This window comes from Neobacillus sp. SM06 (assembly GCF_050496765.1).
In the GTDB taxonomy this organism is placed as follows: Bacteria; Bacillota; Bacilli; order Bacillales; family Cytobacillaceae; genus JAEVLT01.
The window spans coordinates 246418-265282 of sequence record NZ_JBNWEO010000018.1 but is presented as its reverse complement, the minus strand read 5'-3'; the positions used below and the strand labels follow the sequence as shown (position 1 = coordinate 265282).

General features: G+C 41.5%; 19 protein-coding genes. 1 reads left to right on the top strand and 18 read right to left on the bottom strand.

All coding sequences use genetic code 11. The features are described 5' to 3' along the window. Window positions 1-26 precede the first annotated feature (26 nt). From ACQYAD_RS16420 to rpsU, 15 genes are all read right to left on the bottom strand, one after another. A complete protein-coding gene (locus ACQYAD_RS16420; protein WP_430240013.1) occupies window positions 27-467 on the bottom strand; it encodes a YaiI/YqxD family protein in 441 nt (146 codons plus the stop codon). 297 nt (window positions 468-764) lie between these two features. Continuing rightward, complete coding sequence (locus ACQYAD_RS16415) at window positions 765-1568, bottom strand: pyruvate, water dikinase regulatory protein (RefSeq protein ID WP_430239807.1); 804 nt, start codon at window positions 1566-1568, stop codon at window positions 765-767. Between the two features lie 29 nt (window positions 1569-1597). After that, a complete protein-coding gene (locus ACQYAD_RS16410; RefSeq protein ID WP_430239806.1) occupies window positions 1598-2245 on the bottom strand; it encodes a helix-turn-helix transcriptional regulator in 648 nt (215 codons plus the stop codon). A gap of 237 nt (window positions 2246-2482) precedes the next feature. Next, on the bottom strand, window positions 2483-3865 hold the full coding sequence (locus tag ACQYAD_RS16405) for a glycine--tRNA ligase (RefSeq protein ID WP_430239804.1): 1383 nt from the start codon (window positions 3863-3865) through the stop codon (window positions 2483-2485). A 284-nt stretch (window positions 3866-4149) separates the two neighbouring features. After that, the gene (gene recO, locus ACQYAD_RS16400; protein ID WP_430239803.1) at window positions 4150-4902 is read right to left on the bottom strand and encodes a DNA repair protein RecO; all 753 of its coding nucleotides are present in this window, start codon (window positions 4900-4902) and stop codon (window positions 4150-4152) included. Window positions 4903-4936: 34 nt separating this feature from the next. Further along, window positions 4937-5080 carry a YqzL family protein gene (locus ACQYAD_RS16395; RefSeq protein ID WP_430239802.1) on the bottom strand — a complete coding sequence of 48 codons (144 nt, stop codon included), beginning with the start codon at window positions 5078-5080 and terminating at the stop codon, window positions 4937-4939. Window positions 5081-5240: 160 nt separating this feature from the next. Then, the gene (gene era / locus ACQYAD_RS16390) at window positions 5241-6164 is read right to left on the bottom strand and encodes a GTPase Era (protein ID WP_430239801.1); all 924 of its coding nucleotides are present in this window, start codon (window positions 6162-6164) and stop codon (window positions 5241-5243) included. Between the two features lie 328 nt (window positions 6165-6492). Further along, window positions 6493-6891 carry a diacylglycerol kinase family protein gene (locus tag ACQYAD_RS16385; RefSeq protein WP_430239800.1) on the bottom strand — a complete coding sequence of 133 codons (399 nt, stop codon included), beginning with the start codon at window positions 6889-6891 and terminating at the stop codon, window positions 6493-6495. Continuing rightward, on the bottom strand, window positions 6869-7285 hold the full coding sequence (ybeY, locus tag ACQYAD_RS16380) for an rRNA maturation RNase YbeY (protein ID WP_430240011.1): 417 nt from the start codon (window positions 7283-7285) through the stop codon (window positions 6869-6871). Before ybeY ends, ACQYAD_RS16385 begins: the two co-directional genes overlap by 23 nt. 50 nt (window positions 7286-7335) lie before the next feature. Beyond that, window positions 7336-9501, bottom strand: a complete 2166-nt coding sequence (locus ACQYAD_RS16375; RefSeq protein WP_430239798.1) for an HD family phosphohydrolase — start codon at window positions 9499-9501, stop codon at window positions 7336-7338. 199 nt (window positions 9502-9700) lie between these two features. Continuing rightward, complete coding sequence (locus tag ACQYAD_RS16370; protein WP_430239796.1) at window positions 9701-10672, bottom strand: PhoH family protein; 972 nt, start codon at window positions 10670-10672, stop codon at window positions 9701-9703. After that, entirely contained in the window at window positions 10647-11861 is a 1215-nt protein-coding gene (gene yqfD, locus ACQYAD_RS16365) for a sporulation protein YqfD (RefSeq protein ID WP_430239795.1), read from the bottom strand. Before yqfD ends, ACQYAD_RS16370 begins: the two co-directional genes overlap by 26 nt. After that, window positions 11861-12160 carry a sporulation protein YqfC gene (yqfC, locus tag ACQYAD_RS16360; protein WP_430239794.1) on the bottom strand — a complete coding sequence of 100 codons (300 nt, stop codon included), beginning with the start codon at window positions 12158-12160 and terminating at the stop codon, window positions 11861-11863. The genes yqfD and yqfC overlap by 1 nt, the downstream gene beginning before the upstream one ends. A gap of 1190 nt (window positions 12161-13350) precedes the next feature. Further along, entirely contained in the window at window positions 13351-13797 is a 447-nt protein-coding gene (locus tag ACQYAD_RS16355; protein ID WP_430239792.1) for a GatB/YqeY domain-containing protein, read from the bottom strand. Window positions 13798-13813: 16 nt separating this feature from the next. Continuing rightward, window positions 13814-13987, bottom strand: a complete 174-nt coding sequence (gene rpsU / locus ACQYAD_RS16350; RefSeq protein WP_019242644.1) for a 30S ribosomal protein S21 — start codon at window positions 13985-13987, stop codon at window positions 13814-13816. 185 nt (window positions 13988-14172) lie between these two features. Here rpsU and ACQYAD_RS16345 point away from each other — a divergent pair, with 185 nt between their 5' ends. Then, window positions 14173-15093, top strand: coding sequence for a Na/Pi symporter (locus tag ACQYAD_RS16345; protein ID WP_430239791.1), 921 nt, complete (start codon window positions 14173-14175; stop codon window positions 15091-15093). Between the two features lie 630 nt (window positions 15094-15723). Here ACQYAD_RS16345 and mtaB read toward each other — a convergent pair. The 3 genes from mtaB to prmA all read right to left on the bottom strand — a co-directional run bounded on the left by mtaB (window position 15724) and on the right by prmA (window position 18856). After that, window positions 15724-17082 (bottom strand): tRNA (N(6)-L-threonylcarbamoyladenosine(37)-C(2))-methylthiotransferase MtaB, encoded by a 1359-nt coding sequence (gene mtaB / locus ACQYAD_RS16340; RefSeq protein WP_430239790.1) that lies wholly within the window; start codon window positions 17080-17082, stop codon window positions 15724-15726. A gap of 5 nt (window positions 17083-17087) precedes the next feature. Beyond that, window positions 17088-17837, bottom strand: coding sequence for a 16S rRNA (uracil(1498)-N(3))-methyltransferase (locus ACQYAD_RS16335; protein WP_430239787.1), 750 nt, complete (start codon window positions 17835-17837; stop codon window positions 17088-17090). Window positions 17838-17914: 77 nt separating this feature from the next. Then, window positions 17915-18856, bottom strand: a complete 942-nt coding sequence (prmA, locus tag ACQYAD_RS16330) for a 50S ribosomal protein L11 methyltransferase (protein ID WP_430239786.1) — start codon at window positions 18854-18856, stop codon at window positions 17915-17917. Window positions 18857-18865: the final 9 nt, after the last annotated feature.

Genomic DNA, 18865 nt, shown 5'->3' with positions numbered 1-18865 from the left:
CCTAACAAGTATTCGCTACGCACTGCTTAAAGTCCTGCGAATTTCGACAAAATTTTCGTCAATTCTTTTTTAAATTTTTGCCGATCCTCTTCTCTGAAGGGTTTCGGCCCTTTCCCATATATACCCCGCTTTCTAGCTTTTGCCTTTAAATAACGTACTTCGAGAGCAGCCACGATCTCTTTTTCATCATATGAAGTTCCCCTTGGAGACAAGGCATAAACCGCTCTTGGTAGCAATGTTGAAGCAAGCCCAATGTCTTGCGTTACGACGATGTCTCCTTTTGAGCAATGGTTCATGATGTAGAGATCTGCAGCTTCTTTGCTGGTATCAACGTAAACCCAGTTTTGGTCTGAAGCTCCGCTCTTTACATGATTATATGAAGCAACAAACACAATATTGACATTGCAGCATTCAGCTGTTTCGACAATTTCCTCTTTGACCGGGCACGAATCAGCATCAACAAAAATAGTCGGTATACCAATTTTATTAGTATTAATTCTACATCACTCCACATATTCCTTCTTCAAATGAAAACTTTTGTCGGAAAGAATCATGTCGAATTTTATTACGGCTATCCCCTTGACATCTAACAATAAATAGTTTATTCGTTCCTATGCAAGTCTAAACCTAAAAAGATATATTTTTATCACAATTTTTTATTATAGTACAATTCATTTCATTTCGCTACGATTTTTTTTGAATTTATCTTGATAATTTTACAAAAGAAAAATCACATAACCAAGGATGATTATGTGAGAGAGTGATTAATTTCTTTTAAGATGATGTAAAATGACATTTGCGGTTTCTTCTACGGCTTTGTTTGTTACATCGATGACCGGGCATTGAATTTTTTCGGCGACTTTTTCGAAAAAGGTGAGTTCTTCTTTGATACGGTCAATATTGGCATAGCTTGCTTGATCATTCAGTCCTAACGATAATAGCCGTTCCCTGCGGATATGATTTAATTTCTCCGGACTGATTTTCAAGCCGAAGCATTTCTCAGCAGGCACTTGGTATAATTCATCAGGAGGGTCGACCTCGGGAACGAGCGGCACATTGGCCACTTTCAAGCGTTTATGAGCCAAATATTGGGATAGCGGTGTTTTCGATGTTCGGGAAACCCCAATAAGAACAATGTCTGCCTTTAAAATACCGCGCGGATCCCTGCCATCGTCATATTTCACGGCAAATTCAATTGCTTCGACTTTTTTAAAGTAATCTTCATCCAATTTGCGGACAAGACCAGGCTCACATAAAGGACTTTTACCGCAAAAAAGCTGGATTTGATCCATTAATGGGCCAATCAAATCAACCGCACGAATGTCCTCTTCGACCGCCTTCTCCTGCATATACTTGCGCATCTCCGGTTTAACCAATGTATAGGCAATCATGCCTTTGTCAAACTTTACAAGCGAAATGACTTCATCAATATTTTCCTTATCTTCGACATATGGGAACGTTTTAATCTTCATTCCGGAACCATTAAACTGAGTAATGGCCGCTTTTGTTACCAACTCTGCTGTTTCTCCGACTGAATCGGATACGACGTATATAACCGGCATACTCATTCTCCCTGACCAGCTCCTCATCTAAATTGCTAAGCATCTTCTCCAAGCGCTACAAAGGCTTTTGTAATATTGGTTTTTGTTATCCTTCCAATCACTTCATAGCCCGTGTCTTTTTTTCTTACAATCGGCAGCGCGTCAATTTGTTTATCGATGAGCTTTTTTGCCACATCAATCAGCAAATCATCTTTCTCGCACATTGTTATATTGGGCATTCGAGTCATAATAATATTCACCGGGATCGTCGAAAGCTCCTGTTTGCCAATACTGGCGCGAAGCAAATCTTTCCGCGACAGCACTCCGACAAGTACAGAATTTTGATCCACTACAAACAATGTACCTACATCTTCAAGGAACATTGCACAAATCGCATCGTAAACCGAAACATTTTCATTAACGACAACAGGAATTGACTGATAATCCTTCACATAAATTTTTTGCAAGTTTTCGGTTAACAGCTGGGTACCCGATTTCCCTGTATAAAAATAACCGACCCTCGGCCTTGCATCCAAGTATCCCGCCATTGTTAAAATCGCGAGATCGGGTCTTAAGGTCGCTCTCGTTAAATTTAATTGCTCCGCAATATGTTCCCCTGTAATCGGGCCGTTGTCCTTTACAATCTGCAATATTTGTTCCTGGCGTTTGTTCAGTTCGATTGTCCTCACCACCCTTTGGTTCATCGGTAAGCGCTCAGCATTTGTACAGCCATTCTAGAAAACCGCTCCGCTCATTCATAAGGCCATACTTTTATGAAAATATTATATACTATTTCTTTTTGCCAAAAAAGAATGTTAGCGCTAAAATGAAAAACTTGTCCAACGTTCGCAACAACGCAAAGTCCATAATTCCAATCGAAACCGAAAAGGTGCAGGGTTACTGCACCTTTTGATAATGAAGGAACGGGCAACTCGCTTGCCTTAAAATTTCAGTCTCGCTTCAATATAGTTCACAAGCTCCGCAATCGGGATGCGCTTTTGTTCCATCGTGTCTCGGTCTCTTACAGTCACCATTTGATCTTCTTTGGAATCAAAATCATACGTAATGCAAAATGGTGTGCCAATTTCGTCATGACGTCGGTATCGCTTGCCAATGGAGCCTGCTTCATCGTAATCGACTAAGAAATGCTCGGCCAATGTAGCAAACACTTCGCGTGCTTCTTCTGATAGCTTTTTCGATAATGGCAGTACAGCCGCTTTGAATGGAGCCAATGCCGGATGCAGACGCATGACTGTTCTGGACGTGCCGTCTTCAAGCTGTTCCTCATCATAAGCGTCAATGAAAAAGGCTAAAGTCACCCGGTCTGCCCCAAGGGACGGCTCGATGCAATATGGAATATATTTTTCATTTGTATCTGGATCATGGTATTGAAAATCTTCACCTGAAAATTTCATATGCTGCTTTAAATCATAATCCGTTCTTGAAGCAACGCCCCAAAGCTCGCCCCAGCCAAATGGAAACTTATATTCAAAGTCTGTTGTCGCATTGCTGTAATGGGACAGCTCTTCTTTAGAGTGATCGCGAAGCCTTAGGTTTTCGTTCTTCATACCAAGGGACAGCAGCCATTTCTCTGCTGTTTCTTTCCAATACTCAAACCATTTCAGCTCTTCTCCCGGCTTGCAGAAAAATTCCAATTCCATTTGTTCAAATTCGCGCGTCCGGAAAGTAAAGTTCCCAGGTGTAATTTCATTTCGGAAGCTTTTTCCGATTTGAGCAATGCCGAATGGAAGCTTTTTTCGCATTGTTCGCTGAACGTTTTTAAAATTGACGAAAATCCCTTGTGCTGTTTCAGGGCGAAGAAAGATCTCGTTTGTGCTTGTTTCCGTTACCCCCTGAAAGGTTTTAAACATTAAATTAAATTGGCGAATACCGGTGAAATCATGGCTGCCGCAATCAGGGCAGGCAATCTCATGCTCTTTGATCAGCTCTTCCATTTTGGAAAATGGAAGGCCATCAACGACCATTTCAATTCCTTTTTCTTCAAGGGCGTTCTCAATTAATTTATCAGCACGATGCCTGGCCTTACAATTTTTGCAATCAATCATTGGGTCATTAAAGTTACCAATATGACCTGAGGCTTCCCACGTTTTTGGATTCATTAAAATGGCGGCATCTAACCCGACATTATAAGGTGATTGCTGAACAAATTTTCGCCACCATGCCCGCTTGATATTATTTTTCAATTCGACGCCAAGCGGACCGTAATCCCATGTATTTGCAAGCCCCCCGTAAATTTCCGATCCAGGAAAGATAAAGCCCCGGTGTTTTGCATGTGAAACAATCTGATCCATCGAAACACTCATTTTTCACTAACTCCTTTTTTAAAATTAAAAAACTCCCGCCGCTATGCTGATTTAGCATAGGGACGAGAGTTACCCGCGGTTCCACCCTATTTGCCGCCAAGAAAAATCAAGGCAGCCACTTTCATCCATTTGTTGCTCCAGAACGCCCTTCCCCGGCACCCCATACCCTAGCTTCCACCGTCCTAGGTTCGCTTTTATGGAGACATCCAAGTACTCTTTTCCTTCACGGCAACTATTCATATTACACAAATAGTAACGAAACGATCAAAAAAAGTCAATGGTCACTAGAGAAGATGGCGAAACTGCTCCATGGAATCCAAAAACTTTTTTGTTTTCAAGTGCAGTCCAGAGTATTCCTCATAGTAAGCCGAAATAATTTTTTTCAATTCAGCTTTTGTCTCCGGTTTGACTGAAATCGCTCCAAGCCTTGATAAGTCGAAAAAATAAAACAATCTCAAGAGTCTGACAGCAGCCGGCGAAAGCTTTAAGTGGTACGGATCTTTATCGAAACAGCGATGGCAAATCAGCCCGCCTTCCCGAATGGAAAAAGAAAAATGCCCGTCTGTGCTGCCGCAAACGGAACATTGATTAAGCGTTGGATTTAATCCAAGTACATTGAGCATTTTCATTTCGAAAATATTCATCATTACATCGTAATCATAGCCTTCGTTTACGTAATGTAACGTTTGATAAAGCAATTCAAACAAATAAGGATTAGGCTTTTTATCCTCGACACTTTTCTCTAATAATTCAACAATATAGCTTGAATAGGCCGTTAAAAAAATATCTTCCCGAATGGAACGCATGGATGTAATCATCTCGCCCTGCTGAAGGCTCCCAAGTCCTGAACCGGTTTGAACGAGATAATTCCCATGCGTAAAAAGCTGGCTGATGGCCGAAAGCCGGCTATTCGGCTTCTTCGCCCCTCGAGCCATCACGCCAATTTTCCCCCATTCGCGCGTGTACAATGTGACTACTTTATTGGTTTCTCCGTAATCTGTTGTTCGAATTACGATGCCTTCGCACTTTTGAAGCATTCATCGTCACCATCCAAGGTAAGCGAAGACAAACTTATGAAACGGGAAAATCGATTTGTGCTAGTTCATCATCCAGTATACCGGGTGTTTCTTTTTCTTCCTTTTCCAATTCTTTAAAGAGAAGATATGTGTCAATATTACCTGTCTGGGTAAATACTTTCCAGGTAAAATCCAACATCGAAAACCCCACCTTTCAATATTTAGACTAGCCTTCTTTTCTATCCCAAACTATACAATTATCATAGCCTGTCTTGCTAAAATCATAAGTCACAAATTTTGTTAATGTTGTCCATGCATATTTCACAAATTTGACTAATATTTTAGTTAGGGTTGTATCGCTAATACTCATCCTCATTAAAACCAAAATCACGCAGTTGGGACATTTTATTCCGCCAATCTTTTTGCACCTTGACCCAAAGCTCCAAGAATACTTTCGAACCTAACAAGTTTTCAATATCAACTCGTGCCCGCTTGCCGATTTCTTTAAGCATTGATCCCTGTTTGCCAATAATGATGCCTTTTTGCGAATCTCTTTCAACGATAATGGTGGCCATGACATGGATGATATTTTTGTTTTCACGGCGTTCCATCTTATCGATAACAACTGCAAGCGAGTGAGGAATTTCTTCCCGTGTTAAATGAAGCGCTTTTTCTCTAATCAGCTCGGAGACGATAAATCTTTCCGGGTGATCCGTTACCTGGTCGGCCGGATAAAACTGCGGACCTTCCGGCAAGTATGTTTTGATTTTTTCGAGCAGTTGCTGGACATTATTTCCTTCAAGTGCCGAGATTGGAAAAACTTCGGCAAAAAGGTGTTTTTCTTTATACGATTCAATAATCGGCAGCAATTGATCGGGATGAATTTGATCGATTTTATTAATCACAAGGAAGATGGGCGTTTTGACAGTTTGAAATTTTTCAAGAATAAATTCTTCACCCCGGCCAAATCCCTCTTCAGCATTTACCATAAATAGAACCAAATCGACTTCTTTCAACGTGTTTTGAGCCACTTTCATCATAAAATCGCCAAGTTTATGTTTCGGCTTATGAATACCCGGTGTATCGATAAAAATCAGCTGAGCATCTTCTGTTGTTAATACTCCTTGAACTTTATTCCGGGTTGTTTGCGGCTTATCGCTCATAATGGCGATTTTTTGCCCAATAACCCGATTTAAAAATGTAGATTTACCCACATTCGGACGGCCGATTATGGAAATAAATCCCGATTTATAGTTTTGTGAACGATCTGTATTGGTTGTCATGCATATCCTCCGATAGAAACGCAGCTCCATTTGGGGCCACATCTTTTGTCAGCAATCAGTAACTTGCGCAGCTGCTGCCCATTTCAATAGATGTTGTAAACTTAAAAGCGCGTGCGGACACGATTGTACCAGTGGAACAAAGGCACTGGAAGATGCAGCGGGTTCAAAAAGCGGTAAAACCAAAAGGCTTACATTGAACCTTCCTTTTTTTGTCTCGCCAATTCGACGAGTTACTCTTATTTTACCTCAAATGAGTCGCAGAATCATTACTTGTAGCAAAATCGTAATAAAAATTTTAGAATTTTCTCACAAATATTAGGCGAGTAAATTAGAAAAACAACTGGATCAGTTTTGGCATAAAAATAATCAATCCTATTATAGCCGTCGTAATCGCGAAAACGAGAACCGCTCCCGCCGCAAAATCCTTTGCCAATTTTGCAAGCGGGTGATACTCTTCCGTTACCAGATCAACGACCCGCTCCATCGCCGAGTTGACCAGTTCTAAGGAAAGAACTCCGCCAATGGCAGCAAGCACAAACAACCACTCGATTTTTGAAATGGAAAGAAAGACGGAAAATCCGATGACAAGCCCTGCAGCCAAGAGATGAATTTGAAAATTCCGTTCCCGCCTTATCGCTGCACCGATCCCTGCAAAGGCATACCGAAAGGAATTCCACAACGCCTTTTGCTTTCTGTTTCTTCGATTATCGTGTAAGGCCATATCCATCCAAAATTTCCTTCTGAAGGGTAAACATCCTCTTTTCGTCCTCTGCTGTCATATGATCGTAGCCAAGCAGGTGCAAAAAGCCATGAACGGCAAGAAACCCAAGTTCACGCATGAATGAATGGCCATATTCTTCCGCCTGTTCCTTCGCTTTCGCAGTCGAAATGATAATGTCTCCAAGCACCCTTGGTATGTCCACACCAATTAATTCAACTTCTCCCTCTCCCAGTTCCTCCATCGCAAAGGAAATGACATCGGTTGGAGCATCCTTATCCCGATAATCACGGTTGATTTCCCGAATTCGTTCATTGCTGACAAACGTGATCGACACTTCGCTTCCTTCTTCAATGTCAAGCTTTAAGGCAGCAAAATTTAAAATATTTTCAATTTCCTTCATCTGTCTATCTGTCATTTGGCTTGTTTCATCAGCAAAATCAATTTCTAATCTCATGCTTGTCTCACCTTCTGTCTGATTATTTCCGGATACTCAATCCTAGAATGAAAAATACCTTTTACCGTTTCACATAGCGTTTCTGAGACAATGTCTAATTCCTTTAAGGTTAAGTCACATTCAATTAATTGGTCATCCTGCAAGCGGTCGGCAATTATATTTTTCACAAGTTGCTCAATTTGTTCCGGCTTTGGTTGACTCATTGAACGTACTGCCGCTTCAACACTATCGGCAATCCCCACAACAGCGGATTCTTTTGTTTGCGCTTTAGGTCCCGGATAACGATACTCCTCTTCCTTCACTTCAGCCCCGCTCTGCTTCGCTTTATGGTAAAAATATTTCAAGAGCGATGTTCCGTGATGCTGTTCGGCAATATCAACAATCTCCTTTGGCATTCCATATTTTTTTAAGATTGTCGCTCCGTCTATTGCATGTGCAATAATAATATTCTTGCTTTTCTCTGGAGGAAGTTTGTCATGGGGATTATCCCGGTTCATTTGATTTTCAATAAAAAAATTCGGCCGCTTCGTTTTGCCAATATCATGGTAATAACAGCCTACCCTGGCAAGCAGTCCATTTGCCCCAATCGCTTCACAAGCAGATTCAGCTAAATTGGCTACCATCACACTGTGGTGATACGTTCCAGGGGCCTCTGTCAAGATTTTTTTCAATAACGGGTGATTGGGATTGGAAAGCTCGATTAATTTCATTGTCGAGAGAATCCCAAAGCTTCCTTCCAGAAACGGAAGCAACCCGATTGCGAGCACAGCGGAGCCAATACCGGAAACCAATGCGGTTACAAAGTATAATGCATAGCTGGTTCCGGATGTTTGTCCATTGGCTAAAAACAACAGTGAGCCAATTGTTGCCAAGTTAACAAGTGAAGCCAACAGTCCCGCTTGTAAAATTTTTGAGCGCTGAGAGTTATGGCTTAAAAAAAGAATGACCGCCAATGCACTAAAAAGGATGTAAATTCCTTCTGAAAAATTAAGGGCGCTCGACACCCCTTCGTTAAATAGGACGCTTCCACAGACAGCTAATAGGATCGATGAAAGGATCGCCAGCTTTTCTTCTACTAAAATTTTCAGAAGAATGCCAATGAGCGCTGCGGGAAATAAGTAGCCGATTCCGGCAAAGTCAAAAATTTGCAGCTTGCTGATGATTTTCATCAATCCAATTCCTAAACTGAAGATCATTCCAAATAACAACAAGTAGGTTTGCCGTTTTTCCGGTTGGATTTTCAATTGATAAAAATAGTAATAGACAGATGCTAAAATGATACTAACAAAGATGGCTAACCCAACGAATGGCTTCATCGTGCTGTTATTGTCAAGAAGCCCGACAAGCTTTAGCTGACGGAAAATTTCCCGGTCAATCAACTTCCCTTCTTCGACAATGATTTGCCCTTGCAGTATTTTAACCGGCTCCACACTATCAAGTGCTTTTTGCCGAAGTTCTTCCGTCGCGGTTGGGTCGTAAAATTCATTTTGCACAACAGCATACCTGCCCAATTCAATCGCGACGCTTTTTAAGTTGTCGGAGAGAGCTGAATATTTCAATTCTTCCTCAACCCTTTTTTTAGCATTTTCGACCTCATCCGCTGGAATTCTTTTTGTCATGACGGTATTGATCGCTGTTACTGTTAAATCTTGGGCTATTGACAATTCATCATCACTTGCTCTAGCAAGAGCAGTAAAAACCATGTCTGATAAATCTTTTGTTACTGTGGATGTTAATTTTTTCTTCAGCATTTCGACTTTTTCCGGTACAGTAGGTTCGGATACCTTGCCATTCGGCCCCGGAGTTTGTTTCTTCTCGTTTAGCTTTATTTCATCATTTAACTCCAGAGCCGAATCAAAAATAGAGGTAATCAGATCGACCCGGTTTTGCGTATATTCTTTTTTGACAATATAAACATCCTGAACTTGATCCTGTGCTTCTCTCCGCTTTTTTTCCGTGCTTTGCTGGTCTTCTACCGTACTTGGCGATCGGATCGTCCGATCGGCGACGGTAAACAAACTTAAATTAAGCTTCTCCGGTTTAACATTGTTATACATGGCTACATAAAGAACGATCCCAATCAAAACGAAAAAAAGCACTCGAAAAAAAGCAATATCCAACGTGTTTCGTATCGCGACTAAATACTGCTGAAGTCTTTCCAAAAAGATCTCCCCCAATAAATTACCTTTAAACCGATTGGCTCTTTTAAGCGGCGGAAGTCAATGTTTGACAAAAAGAGCGTCGCAGCTTCTTATGTAAAATCATAACAGTTTTTTATCAGGTGTTACAAGTAAGAAAAGACCGTTCGTGTTGGAACGGTCTTTTCTAGTACGTGTATTCATCATCTCCCTACCATATCTCTCAGGAAGTCGGTTCCTTTCTTTTTTCGTACGCCTGGATAATCCGGGCAACAAGCGGATGGCGGACAACATCGCTCTGCTCTAGGAAAATAAATGAGATTCCCTTTGTCTCTTTTAAAATTTCTTCTGCTACAATCAAACCAGACTTTACCCCTTTTGGTAAATCCACCTGTGTTTGATCACCGGTAATCACCATTTTCGAACCGAAACCTAGCCGTGTTAAAAACATTTTCATTTGCGCATGGGTTGTATTCTGAGCTTCATCTAAAATCACAAAGGCATCATCCAATGTACGGCCGCGCATATAGGCAAGCGGCGCGATTTCGATTGTTCCCCGCTCGATCAATCGCTGCGTATGTTCAGCTCCAAGAACATCGTGAAGTGCGTCATAAAGCGGACGCAAATATGGATCCACCTTTTCTTTTAAATCTCCCGGAAGAAATCCGAGACTTTCTCCTGCCTCAACTGCCGGCCTTGTCAAAATGATCTTATTGACTTGACCATTTTTTAAGGCGTTGACTGCCATAATGACGGCAAGATACGTTTTCCCGGTACCGGCGGGACCAATTCCGAATACTAAGTCGTTTTTCTTAATCGCGTCAATGTACTGTCTTTGTCCGAGCGTTTTAATCCGAATCGATTTCCCTTTCACATTCTTGGCAATTTCGACATCGTATAAATTCTCAAAATAATCCAATGTTCCCTTTTGCGCCATTTGAATCGCATAAAGAACATCCCGCTGGCCGATATTGATGCCTTTTTTTATGACAAACATCAATCGCTCCAAAATTTGGCTGGCAAGAAGAATTTGATCCTCATCACCTGTAATGCTGACGGATTCCCCCCTTGTAATGATCGCCACGCCAAGCTCCGCTTCGATCATTTTTAAGTTGGCATCGGCATTTCCAAATAAAGAAATGGCTTCAGCTGGGTTTTCAAGCTGCAAATTAATTGTTTTTACTTGTTGTGTCATTCTTGTCTCCTTGAATAATCGGTTGAGGTTGTGCAATATTTTCGTAAACTTTAAAAAATACGTCTAAATTTACTTTACCATTGACAATTACCTTGTGTAAAATTTTTGTCTCTTTAATGATAGCATCTTCATCTAACTTACTTTTTATATCTTTTTTAGCCATATCTAAGGCAATTTTCACCGCTTCGCCATTTGTGTACGAACGGACAATTTCCTGCCGTTGTCTTACCGTTTCATTGACAATCGAGATTGGCAGCTCCCATTTGAGAAAATGAATTTTTTGCGTATTCGTTTCGGTCTCATATTCGCTAAACGCAGGCTTGCCAAACCCCCAAAAAGGAAGTTTAAGGCTGCCAAGCAAAAGGGAGTGCTTTCGCTTTTCCTTTCCTGTAAAGACATTAAATTTTGTAGTAAGCGGAAGCTCCACATGGGTTTGATACCATGTTTCGCCCCAGATCTCTCCTTTAGCGGCTACCGGCTTTTCTTCCCCTTCCTTGCCAATTAAACCAGAAACGAGCAATTGTCCCTTCTGCACTTGGTCATTTTTTTCGACAACAGGCTGTCCTTTTTCAACATACCTGCTTACAATCGTTGCTTTCTTTTTCGCGATTAAATTCCGTGGTGCAAGTTGTTCCGGCTCTTTCGGCTGATTTTTTTCCACTACTTGGAAGTGGTAGGTTGTCCCTTTTAATTCGACACCAACCCATGTGAGCGCGCCAATATGGTCTGTCAAGGTTTTCTGGATCGTCTCGACATCGTTAACAAAGAATTGAATGTTCCCGATCTTTACCCCCATCTTGTCCAATTCTTTGCGAATTTGATACTCGGTTGCCGGCTTTGCCCCTTTAATTTCGATTCCCCAAATTACATTGGATAATAGAAAAATAATCAAAAGAAATAGTCCTGAGCCAAGGAAAAAACCGCCGTTTTTTACCATCCTTTTAACTAAAAACGGCATGCCTCTCCGTTGCAAAAAAGCAAGGCGGACTCCGCTTTTGCGGGCGAAGTGCCTGATTTTGAACGCATCATCCAGTTTGATTTTAAACGTAATGGTCTCGGTTCCGTGCCGCTTGACATCTGAAATAGACAGTCCATTGCGGATCAGGACATTCAAAAACCGTTCAATCCCTTTCCCTGCAACTTTTACTGTAACCCGGCCAAAAAAATAGTCCATCCACTTGTTCTTCATTATTGACCTCCCGCATTCTCGTTTATATAAATGACCTGCTCAATTTTTCCCTCTAATAAAATTTCCTCTGGTAAAATCGTCTTAATGACAAACGATTTCCCTTTTATTAAGAGCTGCCCAGTTTTTAAGAGCAAGCGGAGTTCTTTGTCCGAAAATGTCAGCAATCCACGATGATTTTCAATATAAATGTGAATTTGTCCAATCATCGTTATTCGGGGTAAGTCCATCATGACATCTTGAGGAAGATCCATCTTTTTTGCCATCCAGCTGCGAACACGCTGGCCCCATGTTTTTGCCATAAAAAAAGAACCCCCTTTCATCTCATATGTATGAAATTATCTATAAATATATGTATAAACCCTTTGATATAATTGTCCTCGTGAAATTTTATTCTGGAGGATAAACAACTATCACTACTGCAAAAACCATAAAAATCAAACTCATTGGAATATATTTGAAAGTCCTAAAAAGTTACTGCTATTACTGCCTTCACAGTTCGGGACTTGCACCCTAGAGTCTGTACCTATGCCAGGCACACATATAAAAAGAGCCAAGGCTTGTGCCAAGGCTCTATCACTTAATGATTAATAAATTACACGCAAATAGGCTGCTCCTGCAGGATCAATATCCATTCTATACAAATAGGTTCTAGTGTAATAGTCTCCTGCGTACGGTGCAGTAGTAGTAAAGATACTGGGCAATTCCTACATTTTGTATTAAAATGTAATTATAGTAATTTTTCCCATTATTACAACCAGTAAATTATAAATTAATGTTAAAAGACCATTAACTGGGAGGTTTTATCTATGGAAACGGCAGGCTCGATTGTACCAATCATATTCTGGCTAGCAGTTATCGGAGGAGTAATATGGGTAGTTTCAAGAGCAATTAAAAAAAGAAGATAAAAAATTTGTTAATGTGTGATCACTCCTTACCTTAACACTCTAGAATTTGAAAAAATAGAAATAACAACCATTAAAAAACAACTAAAAAAAGTAGCGGAATAAAAAAGAGAATTTCCCTCTTTTTCCCTAATTTCTTCTAAAAAAATCCAATTAATCATTCAACAAAGGGCTGACCCCTAAAAAGTTTTTTTAACGACCTTTTGGGTCAGCCTCGTTTTGACATTAATGCTGTAGTAAAACATCAAGACATTTATCATTGAAGCTTTGAAACCCATTCAAGCAAACATATTTTTCATTTTTGACCTTAGCCACGCAAATGAATAAATGAGAAGACCTTCCAAAAATAAAGATACTTTTTCAAATAGATGCGGCTAACCGTTCTATTTTACACATTCTTATAAAGTTTGAGGGTTATTAACGAACTGCTTTAATAACCCCGTAGAAAAAACAAATTCATATGATTTGATGGAAAGTTCTAGCACTTCTTTTTCCAATTCGTCCTGACTGGAATATCGTGTTATCATCATCCTTTTCCCAAAATTAAAAGGCCGCAAGCAGTTGCTTGTGGCCTGGTGTCAGATTATTTATGAAAGGTGTTGTTGTACAAGTTTATTAACAAGTGATCCGTCCGCTTTGCCTTTTACTTTCGGCATAATTGCAGCCATCACTTTTCCCATATCCGCTTTTGAAGTTGCGCCAGTTTCCGAAATGGTTGCTTTCACAATTTCAGCCAATTCTTCTTCCGATAACTGTTTCGGCATATACAGTTCAACAACTGCCAGCTCTGCACGCAATTTTTCAGCCAGATCTTCACGACCGGCTTTTTCAAATTCATGGAGGGAGTCTTTGCGTTGTTTTAATTCGCGAGAAAGGACTGTTAACTCTTCCTCTTCGGATAACTCTGTTTTACCGAGTTTAATGGCTTCATTCTGCAATGAAGATTTGACCATCCGAATCACGGAAAGTTTGTCTTTTTCCTTGTTTTTCATCGCTTGCTTCATATCATTGTTTAAACGCTCGAGAAGACTCAATTGATTACACCCTCTCTTACCATTTACGTTTTCTTGCAGCTTCAGACTTTTTCTTGCGTCTTACGCTAGGTTTTTCGTAGAATTCGCGCTTTCTAGCTTCTTGCAAAGTACCAGTTTTTGATACTGAACGTTTGAAGCGACGAAGAGCATCTTCAAGCGATTCGTTTTTACGAACGACGGTTTTAGACATTCTCTTTCCCTCCCTCCGAAACACAACACACTTACATCAATCCATGTACCTTGCAATTATAATATAACCTTGAACCAAGGTCAACTGTATTTCACACCGTCTTACAAGCTTTTCTTTTTTTATATGGCCGTTTTCAGTCATGCTTTTGGCTCTATTGCCATACAATGGAGCAGGGGGTAACGGACATGCTGTATATTGGCTTATTTACGCTTTGCATTGGGTTATTTATTTTCGGAATGACAATGATCCGCTTTGGATTGTTTAACTTGTCGGCTGAGAATTTGAAATATTATCTCGCAAAACTGACAAGCACCCCGCTAAAAGGGATGTTAACAGGCACGGTTGCCACCGCACTTTTGCAGAGCAGCGCTGCCGTTATGGTTATTACGATTGGCTTTATTTCATCGCGGATTATGACTTTTCCACAGTCAATCGGGATTATCCTTGGCACAAACATTGGGACTACGTTTAAAACGGAATTGATCACGATTGATATTGATCAGGCCATTGTGCCGCTGGCGATTACGGGCGCATTGTTTATTTTTTTCACGAATAAAAAAGTTCGCAGTATCGGAATGCTGCTTTTAGGGATTTCCGCCGTTTTCACGGCAATGAAAGGATTCGAATTATTTGCCAAGCCTCTCACAGACGTCCCAATGGTTAAGCATTTGCTGCTATCGCTGAATGATAGCATTTTCCTTAGCATTCTCGCTGGCGCCATTTTGACAGCGATCATCCAATCAAGCACCGCCATGACCGGGATTGCCATGGGTTTTTTATCAGCAGGTTTGCTGCAGCTTGATGCCGGGATCGCCATTATGTTTGGAGCCAATATCGGCACATGCATTACCGCTGTTATTGCTTCAATCGGCGGCGGCCATGAGGCACGGCTTGCCGCCTATGCCCATGTTTGGCTGAATGTTCTTGGCGTCCTGCTGTTTATCCCATTGATTCCATATCTCACTGAATGGGCGCCCTTAATGGCACAAGCAAAAGATGTCCAACTCGCACATATCAGCGTTCTTTTCAATGTTGCCGTTTCTTTCATTGCACTCCCCTTCGCCACAAAATTTGGCTACTTCATCCTATTCCTGCACAAAAAATAGACGGCAGAAGCCGTCTTTTTTTAAAATATAAGAATTTATATGTTGACCCTTTTTTGCGATTGCCGGAAGAGTAAGATATGGAGTCTACTATTCTGAAACGAATCTTTTTTGACCAAAATCATGAATCCGTGACATGAAAAGTATACATGCAAGGAATTTATTCCATAACCGGGGTGTTTTGTGGTTGTTTGATCTCCGCTCCAAAAAGTGAGCGGAAGCAACCATAAGTAAAATGATAGCGGTTCTTTGTCAATTTTCTACGATAATAAGCTTTTTGGATTGTCAAATAGGCATGTATCAGGTCTTTTCAGGCTACTCACTTGCATGGTTTGGTTTAGGTTGCATCGAATTCAAGGGTAAATTCGTTTATGGCACCCTGTTGATTGGAGTGGAAGGCGCCGACTCCTGGGGGATTAGCGTTACAGGCGAGACCCCGCAGGACTTTGAATAAGCTTCCTAGAAATAACATCGCACGAAGGAAATGCGGATGCATTTTCGAGGAGCTTGCGACGAGGGAGGCTCAGGCGTTCTGCCCCCCGGAAAGCGAGTGCCTGGAGCGGAAATCAACAGCCTCCGTTTATCAGCCAAACTAAAAAGGACCGGGCGGTTTTTGCCCGGTTTTTCTTAAAATTAAATAGCTGCTTTAGCTGCTTCTTTCGCCGAGGAATCTTCTTCTACTTTGACAAACTGACCTTCATTATATGGGTAGCCAGCTTTGGCAATCTTAACTTTCACGAGCTTGCCAATCAAATCATCATTTCCAGGAAAAACAACTTTCAAATAATTGTCGGTATAGCCTTCAAGAAGCCCTTTCTGATCCCCTTCGTGATGGCGATCTTCCGGAATGACTTCAAGCACTTCCCCCTCAAATTGGGACGCATACTCTTTCGCAAGCTGGTCTGACAACGAAATCAACCGGTGGACGCGGTCATTTTTCACGTCTTCATCGATTTGATCTTCCATTCTTGCCGCAGGTGTGCCCGTCCGTTTTGAATAAGGAAAAACGTGCAGTTCCGAAAACTTGTGTTCTTTAATAAAGTTATAGGTTTCCATAAATTCTTCTTCCGTTTCACCTGGGAAACCAACAATCACATCGGATGTAACAGCAAGACCCGGCAGCACTTCTTTCAGTCGGTCAAGACGCTCTGCGAAAAATTCCATTGTATACTTGCGGCGCATCCGTTTCAAAACAGAATTGGATCCGGATTGAAGCGGAATATGCAAATGTCTCACAATGATTTTGGATACTTTTATCACTTCAATGACTTCATCGGTAATTTGACTTGCTTCGATAGAAGAAATGCGCAGACGTTTCAGCCCTTTCACTTCTCTTTCCAAATCACTTAGAAGCATCGCCAAATTGTAATCTTTCATATCTTCGCCATAGCCGCCCGTATGAATCCCAGTAAGAACAATTTCTTTATATCCAGCATCCACCAATTGCTGTGCTTGGCGGATAACTTCTTTTGGATCACGTGAACGCATCAGCCCGCGCGCCCAGGGGATAATACAAAAAGTACAGAAATTGTTGCAACCCTCCTGAATTTTTAACGAAGCACGTGTGCGATCGGTAAAAGAAGGGACATCCAGCTCTTCGTAGACCCGGTTTTTCATGATATTGCGAACACCGTTGATCGGCTCGCGTTCTTTTTTAAATTGCTCAATGTAATCCAGCATCTTCATGCGATCCTGTGTACCTACGACGATATCGACACCCGGAATCGCCATTATTTCAGCCGGCGATGTTTGAGCGTAACAGCCCGTTACACAAATCACCGCATCCGGATTTTTCCGAACAGCCCTTCTAATCACCTGGCGGCTTTTCTTGTCGCCAGTATTGGTCACCGTGCATGTATTAATAACATAGACGTCAGCAGTTGTTTCAAAGTCAACGCGTTCGTATCCTTCCTGCTTAAACAACTGCCAAATCGCTTCAGTTTCGTAATGATTGACTTTACATCCAAGTGTATGAAATGCTACATTCGGCATTTTCCTCACCCCAATAATTCAAAATGATAGGAAATCGCTGCCAGCATATAAAGCGGCGCTGTTTCCGCTCTTAAAATTCGCGGCCCCAGCCCGCATATGGCAAACTCTTTTTCCTTTAAACGATTAATCTCTTCATCGGTTAATCCGCCTTCTGGACCAACCAGCAACAGAAGCGATTCTCCCTTTTGCATTTTTTTAAGAGTAGCTGCAAAAGTGGAAGTCTCCCCTTTCCTGCTCTCTTCCTCAAAAGCTGCCAATTTATAATCATACTGACTGCTTAACTCCAGCATTGTTTTAAAGCTGACAGGGTTGAATACGTCTGGCAAAAAAGTCCGGTGGGATTGTTCTGCCGCTTCCTTCGCGATTTTCAGCCATCTTTCCACTTTTTTTGCGGCTTTTTTGTCGTCCCATTTTACAACCGAGCGAGCAGCGGCAAACGGCATGAATGCATGTGCTCCAAGCTCTGTCCCCTTTTGGATGATCCATTCAAGCTTGTCTCCTTTTGGAAGGCCGCTAGCGATCGTAATTCGGACAGGAAGTTCTGTATCTTCATCCAGCTTCTTGACAACTTCGGCAATTACTTGCTCTTCAGTCAACGCTGTGATTTTGCAAAGAGCGCTTTTTCCCTCAGAATCCACACAGATGATCGAATCTCCCGGCTGCATCCGCATCACATTGCGGATATGATTTCGATCTTCTCCGCTTAGCATAAAGCGCCCGCCGTTAGCAGACGTGTTCACAAAATAACGTTGCACGAAATGCACCTACTTCGAAAAGATTACTCTCTATTTTACTAAAAAAAAGGGAGGCTTTTCAAGAAGCCCCTTCAAAGTTATTTTTTCCTCGCAATGATTGCAACCCAATCTTCCATCATCATCGTTTCGCCAATTTCGAATCCGGCACAAAGCAAAGCGTCTTTTACCTGTTCTTTTTTTTGCTGAATAATTCCCGAAGCAATGAAGCAGCCTCCAGGTTTAATGACCTTTGCTGCATCACTCGTAAAACGCAAAATCACTTCAGCCAAGATATTGGCGACGATAAGATCTGCTGAGTTGTCTTCCACACCGTCGAGCAAATTATTTTGAGCAATGTCGATTTTACTGTTAACTTTGTTTAACTTGGCATTCAATCTTGCCTGGGTCACAGCTACTTCATCCAAATCATAGGCGCGAATATGTCCAGCTCCAAGCATGGCAGCGGCGATGCTCAAAACGCCTGAACCCGTTCCGACATCGATTACCTCATCTCCAGCCTTAACCGATTTTTCAAGAGCCTGAATGCACATAACCGTTGTTGGGTGTGTACCTGTCCCAAACGCCATTCCCGGATCGAGCTCAATAATTAATTCATCGCTTGAGACTGGCGTATATTCTTCCCATGTCGGAACAATCGTAAATTTTTCCGATATTTTAACAGGATTGTAATATTTCTTCCACGCCGTGGCCCATTCTTCTTCATTTACTTCAGAAATCGTTACTTTGTTTAATCCAATATCAATATTGTATAGGATAAGGTTGTTGATGGAGTCTTTTATCGCGTCTACTGTCTCGCCAAGAAAACTATTGACTGGCAAGTAAGCCTTTACGATAGCCCCTTCTTCAGGGTAATCATCGGGATTCAGTTGGTAGATTTCACCGAATCGATCTTCCCTTTCCTTCGAAAGCTCGAACGGATCCTCAATTACGACGCCGCTTGCCCCGGCTTCATGCAAAATATTCGAGATGGGTTCGATCGCCTCGTTTGTTGTATGAATGCTGATTTCAGACCATTTCATTTCTACCAA